Source organism: Lonsdalea quercina subsp. quercina (assembly GCF_000688695.1).
Lineage (GTDB): Bacteria > Pseudomonadota > Gammaproteobacteria > Enterobacterales > Enterobacteriaceae > Lonsdalea > Lonsdalea quercina_D.
Window position 1 is genome coordinate 1 of the sequence record NZ_JIBQ01000020.1, and the last position, 10,738, is coordinate 10,738.

The following is a 10,738-nucleotide window of genomic DNA, read 5'->3' on the forward strand; positions in this document are numbered from 1 at the left end:
CCCCGCCTGCGTTTTAATGGCATCCATCATTAGCGATGTTTTTCCCCCCTCTAACCGCGACGGTGCTTTTATGACGACGTCTGAAGACAACTCCTTTTCCTATGCCGCGACACTGATGGGCACGCGAATTTCCTTAACACTTTTTTCTCTCAATGAGGATCTGGTTGTTCAGGCCTTCAAACGCATCAAACGTCTCGAAGATTTGCTCACGGTGAATCGCTCCCCGTCGGAAGTCATGAATATCAATCATGCGGCGGGTCAGCATCCGGTAGTGGTGAGCCCCATCGTGTATCAGCTAATTAAGCGCGCCCGGCAGGTGAGCCTGCTGGACAACAGTCATTTCAATTTCACCATCGGTCCCGTCGTTAAGCTGTGGAAAATCGGTTTCAGCGGTAATACGGTGCCAGACGCGGCAGACATTCAACAGCGGCTTGCGCTGACGGAGCCTCGCCACGTCATCCTGAATGATGAAGCGTGCTCGGTCTTCCTCAAGCAGGAGGGCATGGAGATTGATTTGGGCGCTATTGCCAAAGGTTATATCGCCGACGTGATTAAAGGCTTCCTGCGGCAAAACGGTGTTAAAGACGCGTTATTGAATCTGGGCGGCAACGTGCAGGCAATGGGGCGATCGCTAAATGATCCTCAGGGGCGATGGAGCATCGGCCTTAAAAAGCCTTTCGCCGAACAGGGCGAGTTGATCGGCGTGATTAAAGTGATCGATAAATCCGTCGTGACTTCCGGTACTTACGAGCGTTACTTCACCCACGATGGCGAGCGGTATCATCATATTCTGGATCCGAAGTCGGGCTACCCGCTCAATAACGAATTGGACAGTGTCACCATCGTGTCGGACGAGTCCATTGATGGAGACATCTACACCACCCTGATGTATGGCATGGGGGTGAAAGCCGGGATCGCGTATCTCCAAGACTTACCTGGTATTACTGCCATCTTCGTGACGAAAGAGAAACAGATCATTCTGTCGCCGAACCCCAATTACGAGTTCGAGCTACTCGATGAGCGCTATTCGGTCGTTGCGTGACGAAGCCGATATCATCGCGGCGATCGCTCATGCGGATATTCGAGCTGGCTTTGAAAGCGTCTAGGTGATTCGCCTGCCTGTATATAGGCTGGAACGTTTCAAGTGCATGCTGTGGGGGCGGCCGGGCGGCCGGGCGGGCTGGCTGGCGTGAGTGAGTTGCTCTATTGATTCGTCTCTCCCGTTTGGCTGAAATGGCCCCCTGATGCGGAGAAACAAAAAAATCCCGACGTCCATGACTGGATATCGGGATCTTAGCGCAGGGAAGGGCGTTAGAAGTCGTAGCTCATGGACACCTTGAGCGTACGGGGTTCCCCTTCGAAGACATACACGCCGTAGTCCTCCACGCCAGACCAATATTTCTCATTGGTCACATTGTTTAACGCCACGCGCCAGACCATCTCGTTCTGATCATTATTCACGCGAGTACGGTAGCGCAGACCCAGATCCAACGTGGTGTAGCTGTCGAGCTTTTTGGTGTTCTCCGCGTTGGCGTACTGTGAACCGGAGTGGTTCAGCTGCGCCGTCGCGGTCAAACCATCCACCGGTTTGATGTCGTACTCCGCGCCCAGCACGCCGTAGAAACGCGGGACGCCGATGGCATCATGACCGTCGTTGGCGCCGTCGGCGGTTTTAGTCAGCGTAGGATCCAACCAAACCGTGCTGGCGTTCAGACGCACGCCCAATACGGGTTCCCCAAAGACGCTCAGCTCCAGCCCGCGGTTACGCTGCTCGCCGTCGACGCTGTAGCGATTGCTGACGCTATCAAGAATGGCCGACGGTTTCTTGATTTCAAACAGCGACATCGAGCCGCCTACGCGACCCATATCAACCTTGACGCCCACTTCATTTTGCTTCGAATGGATAATGCCGGTGCTTTGACCCGCGTTAGCCGCCGTGCTCGGCGCGATGCTGCCCGGCTGCAGGCTTTCAGTATGGTTGGCATACAGCGACAGCTGTTCCCACGGTTTGTAAACCACGCCATAGGTCGGCATCCAGCGGCTTTCGGTAAAGCGTGAATCCGCCTCTTCCTCGCCGGTCGCGTTACTGTAGTTACGCACCACGACTTTCTGATGACGCCCGGCCACGGTGAACAGCAGTTGGTCGTTCAACACGCCAAGCGTGTCGTTCAGCAGTACGCCCTGCATGCGGGAGCGACTGGTGGTCAGCGGATCGGCATAATGGCCGCCCCAAAGGGCGTTGTCAGGCATGGGGACATCGCTATTGTGATAGATGTTGGTCGTCGGGTTATTGAACGACATGCCCCAGGCGGTCCGAGTACGCTCGGTCAGGGCCGAGTAGCCGACATTGACCCGATGCGATACAAAACCGGTATCAAACTTGCCACGCAAGCCGGCCATGCCGCTGAAATTATCGACGATGTTATTGGTATCGAGGCGGGAGGCGGTCGCATCGCCGTTGCTACTGGTCAATGCCGGGGAAGAGTAGGTGCCCATCTCATTGGCATGCTGGCCGCCGAGCGCGGCATAAGTCGTCCAGCTGTCGGTCAGATCGTATTCGGCGCGAATCATGCCGAACTTGTTGGACACATCACTGTAAGCCCATTTCTGGGAATAGTTGCGGGTATTGCTCGGTACGGCGGGAACGTCGTCCAGTCCACTGATATTGACGCCCATTTCGCTGCCGTGGAACGTTTTTTTCTGGTAGCCCAGATCCAACGACGTTCGGAAGCGGTCGCCGCGATAATCCAGCCTGAGAGAGGCCATGGTGGTACGACGTTTATCGTCATCTACCGCTGTTTCGCCTTCCCGGTGTACCACATTCATGCGTACGCCGAACTGATTGTCGTCGCCGAAACGACGGCCCAGATCCAGACTGCCGCCTACCTGTGACGACGACGTGTAATCGACGCCTACGCGAGTAGTCGGCGTGTCTTCCGCGCGCTTGGGTTCAAGGTTGATCATGCCGCCGACGGCGCTGGTGGCCGCACCGTTGACCAGAGAATTTGCGCCTTTGAAGACCTCTACGCGGTCGAGCATCTGGGTGTCCACAACCTGACGCGGCACCACGCCCGCCAGACCGCCCATAGTCATGTCATCGCCATCCAGCTTGAAGCCGCGAATCCGGTAGGTTTCCGCGGCGTTGCCATATCCCTGAAGCGTCTGCACGCCCGCATCGCTGTGTAACAGCTCGGCAATGGTTTTCGCCTGTTTATCCTGCACCATTTTAGCGGTGTAACCGACCACGTTAAACGGCACATCCATGGCCTTTTGTTCACCGAGCATGCCCAGACGCCCGCCGTTCGCGACCTGGCCCTCCAGATAGGCGGGGACCAGCGCATCGCCGCCGGGCCGGAAGTTCCCCGCCTCGCTCGCCTGCACCACGATCGTATCTTTTGAATCGGTCTTGGCATCGGCGTCAGCTTGGATCGGTGTCGATGCAGCGGTAGCCGTCTGAGCAAGAGAGCCTACCGCCAGAGCCAGCAAGGTTTTACGTAAAAGCGTGGATGTGTTTTTGACGTTATACATAGTTCGCTTAACTATAGAGAAAAGTTGAAATGGCAAATCCCGTTTCCGGGGCGTTTTTTATTGGTTCAACGTCGCAGGCCGGGTTGCGCGTGACCTGAGGATTGAGAAGCTTCAGCGATGTGATGCCCGGTAATATCTTGAATGTTCGGCTATTAATATCCTGTTATGTTCAAGAACGTTGTTCCGACGGTTTTTATGTGCACGAGAGGACCTGTCTCTCCGAGAGCTTTAGTCCGCCTGCGTAAAGGTCATTGGAGTGCGCGCCTATCCCATCGCTGCCTGGACACGCTTTTTTACGCAGCCGTGGCGGTCAACTCTCTTGAGTTATTTTCTGCCCATCACCGCGAAAACGTCGGCTCNCCCTGCCATCAACACGCGGCGGCCAACGCCAGCTCGCCCCCTATCACACGCGCACCGACAGAGGCGTTCCTGGGCGAGCGTCGTTCTGCTTGCCGCGCGGTTGGCGAAAGGCAGAGGGCAAACAACCGCAATTAAAAATAAGAACTATACGCATCCGCGTTACGCAATCAAGGGATTTGTGGAAACCAGAGGGAAGCGGTCTGGGGAGCGCGTGGGGTAGAGCGATGCTTTTGAAAAAAGGGGGAGTATGAATACGCTAAAAGCGTTTTATGACATGAAAATAAGAGAATAATGGATACAAAAACACAACATTATTATTACATTCCTCCATGGTTTATTGCTATTACTTATCTTCTTGAACTGAAATGTATGGTGAAAAAGCTTCAGATTGTCTAAACGATAACTATTTCATTCTAGCTAATTATTCTGTAAATCCTCTTTTTCACATGTTTTAACATTACCTTGATCATCCCTCCTACTGATGCCAAAATTTGCCCACAAATTTACAGAATCTTACCGGTTACTATGCTCAAACTTTTTGCGCGTTACATGTCCATCGGCGTTTTAAACACGTTGTTACATTGGGCTGTTTTTAGCGCTCTTTATATGTCAGGTCAAAAGCAATCCTTATCAAATTTCATCGCTTTTTGCGTCGCTGTGACCTTCTCATTCTTCGCCAATGCCCGTTGGACCTTCACTGCCGAAGCTACGACGGCCAGATATACGATGTATGTGGGGTTTATGGGGGCACTGGCTGCGTTGATCGGATGGTTGGCGGATGTGGTTAGGCTTAATCCAATCTGCACTCTCATTGTATTCTCGTCCCTGAGCCTGGTATGCGGTTTTATCTATTCACGTTATGTCGTTTTCAAGGTTAGAAAATGAAAATATCTCTGGTAGTGCCCGTTTTTAACGAGGAAGAGGCTACTCCCATTTTTTATGAAACTGTCAGGGGTTTTACTCCCTTCAAAGACTGGCAGGTTGAAATTGTCTTCATTAACGACGGTAGTTCCGATAGCACCGAAGCGGTCATCCGCGATCTTGCTCGCCAAGATCCACTTGTGACATGTGTTTCATTCACCCGCAACTTCGGCAAAGAACCTGCACTGTTTGCTGGACTTGAAGCCGCAACAGGGGATGCCGTAATTCCTATTGATGTCGATCTTCAGGACCCGATAGATATCATCCCTTCGATGGTTGCAAAATGGCAGGCTGGAGCAGATGCCGTATTAGCCAAGCGATCAGACAGAAGTTGCGACGGGCGTTTAAAACGTAATACCGCAGCTTTGTTTTACAAGCTTCACAATCGTATCAGTCATCCAAAAATTGAAGAAAATGTGGGTGATTATCGTCTGATGTCGAGAGAAGTTGTGGAAAATATCAAACGGTTGCCTGAGCGAAATCTTTTTATGAAAGGAGTGCTCAGCTGGGTAGGCGGCCGTGTAGAAGTAGTCGAATACACGAGAGCTGAGCGTGTGGCAGGGAAAACAAAGTTCAATGGCTGGAAACTCTGGAATCTGGCTTTAGAAGGGATTACTTCATTTTCCACGTTCCCTCTGAGAATGTGGACTTATGTTGGTTTCTTTGTCGCAGCATTGTCATTTTTATACGGTATCTGGATGATTATCGATAAAATTCTTTGGGGTAATCCTGTTGCTGGTTATCCATCCATACTCGTATCCATTCTTTTCCTTGGCGGAGTGCAGCTTATAGGTATTGGTGTGCTCGGTGAGTATGTCGGAAGGATTTACTCAGAAGTTAAGAATCGGCCACGCTATGTGGTAAAAAAATAGTGACAAATACTATTTTATTCCCGGTGTAATATAAAATATAAACGGAATTCATCATGAATAAAAGTTGGAAAGATGCTGCATGCTGTTTAGTATCGTTAATGTTTGGCGTGTTGGCATTTAAGATTTTTTCAGACCCTCAGATACTTAATCCAAGTAACATAGCATGGTTGATGGCGGGAGACCCTTCACAGCATTATCTTGGATGGAATACTTTCAGAAGTACGCCATTGATCCAATGGCCACTAGGCTTAAACTATAATTATGGCATGGCTGTAAGTAATTCAATTGTTTATACAGACTCGATACCTCTGCTTGCTATTCCATTCAAATATATTAGCTTCATGCTCCCCGCTGATTTTCAATATACGGGAATGTGGTTGTTTGCTTGTTATTTACTTCAATCATTTTTTGGTTTTAAACTATTTGATTGTTTGACAGCGAATAAAATTTTTTCACTGGTTGGTGGCTTTATTCTTTCTTTTGCTCCTACATTTGTTATGAGAATGCAGGGACACTATGCGCTTTGTGCTCAGTTTCTTATTTTAATAGCTTTTATTCTCTACCTAAAACCATTCTCAAAATATAAATGGACATTGTTACTTTGTGTGACGAGTCTTGTTCATGCTTATCTTTTAATGATGATTTTTGCGGTCTTTTTCTGCAAAATTATAGTGGATACATTAATCAGCAAAGAATATAAAATTCAAATTAAGAATGTTTGTATTGCTGTTGCTGCAACGTTATTAACTATGTATGTAGAAGGCTATTTTGTCATCAGTCATGGCTTGGCCGCTGGTGGTTTTGGTGAGTTCAGGGCAGATCTTTTTTCTCTTTTTAATCCATTTACTCCGGCCTTTTCAAAATTTTCTAGAGTAAATAATAATCAGTTGGTGAATGGTGAAGGGCTGGCCTATGTTGGATTTGGCATCATCATGTGTTTAGGATCACTCGTAATGATGGTGTCGAATAAAATTTCTAAAAAAGAAATGGTTTTATCGTCTGGCGCCGTCTTTGTTCCTATAATATTTCTTACTTTAATTTATTTTTTCGCTGTCTCTAATGTTATCTCTTTGCAGGGGTACGAAATCTTCAGGATTAATCTCCCTCATTTCCTTGTTGGCCCCGCTAATACTTTTAGAGCTAGTGGCAGGTTTATGTGGGTAATTTCATACTTTGTGATGATAGCAGCAATATTTTCTGTCTTTTATTTTTCAAAAAAAACATGTAGCTATATCATTATTCTTATCGCGCTGGCACAGCTTTTCGATACATATAAGTTTGGGGAGTTAGTCCGAGCGAATGTAGCAGTAACATCAGAATCATGGTCTCATAACAATGTTGATGATTATACTGTTGATTACTCAAAGTTTAAAAGTGTAGCAATGTATTCCCCAAAAGACTTTGAAGATAAAAGCAAAGTTATATATCTCGCAGCATTGCATAAGCTTCCTGTAAATGCAGGGTATATGGCGAGATATGACGTTGTTAAAGATGCTGAACAAACAAGTATGATTGAACAGCAAATAGCATCAAATAAGTTAGACGATGATGTGATTTATTTTATTGGTCATTCGGCAAAAGGGCTAGAGGCTTTCTGTAACAATGGCTTTACGTGTCAAGATGGTTTTGCAGGAAAAATGATGTTTAAAAACAAATAAAAATATTGGGCGAGAAGTCGCCCATTTTTATTTGTTTTACTTAAAAATCCAGATGTACTGCATTTTAAAAACATATAACTGACCTTTATCCCCAATAACAACATTTCATAATAAGACATAACAGTTTTCTTGCTCCTACCACGAAACTTTTTTTCTGGATTTAGCAGGGTTTCTGGTCAGGGTCAACTGAGTTGACCTCGGTAGAACTCGTGACGAAAAAAATTCAGTACTTTCAAAGAGTATAATGGATAAAAAGCGAATTCAGTCGAGGTGTGTCGATTTGAATGGTACGCCCTACAGGATTCGAACCTGTGACCTACGGCTTAGAAGGCCGTTGCTCTATCCAACTGAGCTAAGGGCGCCTTGGGAAGAGAGATTGCAATGTACCGCAACCAATAACAAGTGGGCTGGATTATACCCACCCCCCCCGGTGAGTCAACGACTTGGCGGCCGATTTCGGCCAGACGGCGATTCCCTGTACAGCAGGGCGCCGTTCTCGCTTTTTACTGATTGTTAGCGTCGCTTGTTCGATCCTTACCGAGAAAAGCCTTTTTAGTTTCATCGCTGCCCATTGCGACTGCGAGACGATGCGCAATTACGGTCTCCTCTGATTGGAACTTTGCCATACTTTTGTACTATTGGATTACACTTTAGCCTGTCTGGTGTGGGTGTATGGATATCCGCCGTCTCTGATGAACCTGGGAACCTTTCGCTATATGCCAACTTTATTTTCCGTAATGATGCGTGTTTTTTTGTGGGCGATTTTGGTCTTGCCGATGGGATATGGCGTGGCGGCGGAGACGGCATCCCAATCTGCACAAGCGAGCGGGGAGTCTAACGTCAATGTCGATGCTGAATTGGTACAGCTCCAGAAACAGTTGGACGGTATCAAGCAGCAGGTGTCGGGAGTCAACAACGACAGCAAGTTCGGCGACCTGAACGATCAAACCCAGCAGCTCATCAGCAAGGCGGACGAACTTTCGGCGATCGTGACGCCGCTTCGTTCACAAATGCAGTCGCAGCTTAATGTGCTGGGACCGGAGCCCGAGTCGAGTTCCGCGCTCAATGAAACCAATGAGGTGACGCGTAAACGCAATAGCCTCAATCAGAAAAAAGCCAATCTGGATTCACAGTTAGAACAGATACAGGCGCTGCATGCCAGCGCGACCAACCTTTCAATACAGATCGTCAACTTGCGGCGAAACGCACTGAAGACACAGCTGGCGCTCGACTCGGGCAGTCTTTTTGGTACGCGCTTCTGGTCGCCGGTTGTTAACCCACAGCCGGAGGACGTAAGCCGGTTATCCTCGTTTTCTCAACAGGTCGCGAGTGCATTTACCGGCGCATGGAGTGCGGACTTGCGCTGGGGGTCTGCGATACTGCTGCTGATTGCGTTTGCACTGGTGGCGCTTGGGGGCAAATATCTCGAGAAATATTTGGCCTGGCTGGGGATGAACAAGCTGCCGGAAGGACGGCTGCGCCGCAGCTTCCTCGCGACCGCGACCGTCATGTCTACCGTACTAACGGTGGGGGTTGCCGCCAATCTGATCGACATCACGTTTACTCGTCATGATATCGCCTCTGAACGCGTCGCCTCTTTTATGGATACGCTGGTACGCCTCACAGTGTTCTGCTCCATGATTGCCGGGTTGGGGAGAGCCTTCCTGTCTAATCAACGGCCTTCGTGGCGCCTTCCCNCCATTTCCAATCCGGTGGCTAAGGCCATGACGCCGTTTCCGGTGATCGCCGCGTTAATTATTTTGATATTCGGGATTATTGAACAGGTGACCATCACAATGGGCACCACGGTTGCCGTCACCATTGTTGTTAATGGGCTGGCGACGCTATGCTTGGCATTAACGACGGGCATGGTCGCCTTGAGAAGTAATCAGATACGTCGTCAGATGGTGGCAACCGGCGAGCAACCGGAAGCGCGTTCCACGCTTTCCGGGATCATTCATCTGGCGGTTTTGCTGACGACCTTTGCCGTACTGGTTTCTCTGGTTATCGGCTATATCTCTCTGGCGCGTTTTCTGATTTACGAGCTGGTTTGGATAGCCATCGTGTTTTCCTGCCTCTATCTCTTTTCCACGCTGGTGTCTGATACGTGTGAGAGTTTGTTTTCACCGAACAATCTTAGCGGTCAGCGTATCAAGAGCTCGTTGAATCTCGATGACCGTCACTTAGCTCAGGCCACGGCGTTGCTCTCCGCCGCTGGCAAGGTGTTCCTGATCTTAATGGCCGCCGTCGCGCTGCTGAATGGGACGTTTGGCACCACCACGCCACTAGAGCTGATGAAAAAAGCGCTGGATATCTGGGGTGGAAAAGGGCTGGAAAACTTACGTATTGTTCCGGCCCGGTTGGTGGATGCGCTGATTTTCCTGGCGATCGCCCTGTACGCGATGCGTTCTTCACGGCGCTGGCTGGAAAATGATTTTCTTCCGAAAACCACGCTGGACCGCGGGATTCGGGCGTCGATGGTTACGATGTTCAGCAACGTTGGCTATATCATCATTATTTTGCTAACGCTGGCCACGCTTGGCATTCAGTGGAACAAGCTAGCGTGGATCGTCAGCGCGCTGTCGGTGGGTATCGGCTTCGGGCTTCAGGAAATAGTGAAAAACTTTATCTCGGGAGTCATCTTGCTGACGGAGCGTCCGGTGAAAGTTGGCGATCTGATTAACATCAGCGGCGTTGAAGGAGATATTCGGCGCATCAACGTGCGAGCGACGGAAATCCAGCTCGGTGACCTGTCGACGGTTATTGTTCCTAACTCGCAGTTTATCTCGCAGAACGTACGCAATATTACGATGGGCAATGCCCTCGGGGTGGCGACACTCGCGCTGTCTTTCCCATTGGATACCGATCCCCAAGAGGCCAGAACCATTCTGCTGGACTCCTATACGGAGCATGAAGGCATTTTAACGAGTCCCGCGCCTTCGGTGACTTTTAGTCAATTAAGCGCAGACGGCATGGTGCTCAGCGTGACTGGATATGTCAGCAGTCCTCGCCTGGTGGCGAGTGTTAAAAGCGACCTGCTGTTCGAGATAATCAAACGTCTGCGCGCAGCGGGCATTCCTCTGGCGGTGCCTCAGCGCATGGTGCTGGAGAATGCGCAAAACACAACCACCGTCTCACCTTCGATTTTGGGCGACGACACGCCGCGCACCTGAAGGGGGTGAAGGCTAGTTCCGATGTGGGAAAACGATTGAATTTGGCACAAAAGTCATCGATCGTTGGATGAGTATTGAAGCGAAAAACTTGCCGACTTCCTATAAGAAGAGGCAATGTGCTGATGTGCTGATGTGCTGATGTGCTGATGTGCTGATGTGCTGATGTGCTGATGTGCTGATGTGCTGATGTGCTGATGTGCTGATGTGCTGATGTGCTGATGTCGGG

The 10,738-nt window shown here is 49.5% G+C and carries 6 protein-coding genes and 1 tRNA gene; 5 read left to right on the forward strand and 2 right to left on the reverse strand.

Going from position 1 to position 10,738, the window contains the following annotated elements; translation table 11 throughout:
- Nucleotides 1-70: 70 nt before the first annotated feature.
- Nucleotides 71-1,042 carry an FAD:protein FMN transferase gene (locus SB13_RS16380; RefSeq protein WP_026741374.1) on the forward strand — a complete coding sequence of 324 codons (972 nt, stop codon included), beginning with the start codon at nucleotides 71-73 and terminating at the stop codon, nucleotides 1,040-1,042.
- 269 nt (nucleotides 1,043-1,311) lie between these two features.
- On the opposite strand, the gene SB13_RS16385 is transcribed toward SB13_RS16380, so the two are convergent.
- Nucleotides 1,312-3,528, reverse strand: a complete 2,217-nt coding sequence (locus SB13_RS16385; RefSeq protein WP_026741375.1) for a TonB-dependent receptor — start codon at nucleotides 3,526-3,528, stop codon at nucleotides 1,312-1,314.
- Between the two features lie 885 nt (nucleotides 3,529-4,413).
- On the opposite strand from SB13_RS16385, the gene SB13_RS16390 reads away from it, so the two are divergent.
- From SB13_RS16390 to SB13_RS16400, 3 genes are read left to right on the forward strand one after another with little or no spacing between them, the layout of a single operon-like run.
- On the forward strand, nucleotides 4,414-4,773 hold the full coding sequence (locus SB13_RS16390) for a GtrA family protein (protein WP_026741376.1): 360 nt from the start codon (nucleotides 4,414-4,416) through the stop codon (nucleotides 4,771-4,773).
- Entirely contained in the window at nucleotides 4,770-5,681 is a 912-nt protein-coding gene (locus SB13_RS16395; RefSeq protein ID WP_026741377.1) for a glycosyltransferase family 2 protein, read from the forward strand. Before SB13_RS16390 ends, SB13_RS16395 begins: the two co-directional genes overlap by 4 nt.
- Before the next feature lie 53 nt (nucleotides 5,682-5,734).
- Nucleotides 5,735-7,339 (forward strand): DUF6311 domain-containing protein, encoded by a 1,605-nt coding sequence (locus tag SB13_RS16400; protein WP_026741378.1) that lies wholly within the window; start codon nucleotides 5,735-5,737, stop codon nucleotides 7,337-7,339.
- A gap of 285 nt (nucleotides 7,340-7,624) precedes the next feature.
- On the opposite strand, the gene SB13_RS16405 is transcribed toward SB13_RS16400, so the two are convergent.
- Nucleotides 7,625-7,701 (reverse strand) — tRNA-Arg (locus SB13_RS16405).
- Between the two features lie 354 nt (nucleotides 7,702-8,055).
- Between SB13_RS16405 and SB13_RS16410 the strand changes: the two genes are divergently transcribed.
- Nucleotides 8,056-10,512, forward strand: a complete 2,457-nt coding sequence (locus tag SB13_RS16410; RefSeq protein WP_026741379.1) for a DUF3772 domain-containing protein — start codon at nucleotides 8,056-8,058, stop codon at nucleotides 10,510-10,512.
- Nucleotides 10,513-10,738 lie beyond the last annotated feature (226 nt).

Coding starts and splice junctions, on each gene's coding strand:
- SB13_RS16380 (WP_026741374.1), top strand. CDS start 71: ATGACGACGTCTGAAGACAACTCCTTTTCCTATGCCGCGACACTGATG.
- SB13_RS16385 (WP_026741375.1), bottom strand. CDS start 3,528: ATGTATAACGTCAAAAACACATCCACGCTTTTACGTAAAACCTTGCTG.
- SB13_RS16390 (WP_026741376.1), top strand. CDS start 4,414: ATGCTCAAACTTTTTGCGCGTTACATGTCCATCGGCGTTTTAAACACG.
- SB13_RS16395 (WP_026741377.1), top strand. CDS start 4,770: ATGAAAATATCTCTGGTAGTGCCCGTTTTTAACGAGGAAGAGGCTACT.
- SB13_RS16400 (WP_026741378.1), top strand. CDS start 5,735: ATGAATAAAAGTTGGAAAGATGCTGCATGCTGTTTAGTATCGTTAATG.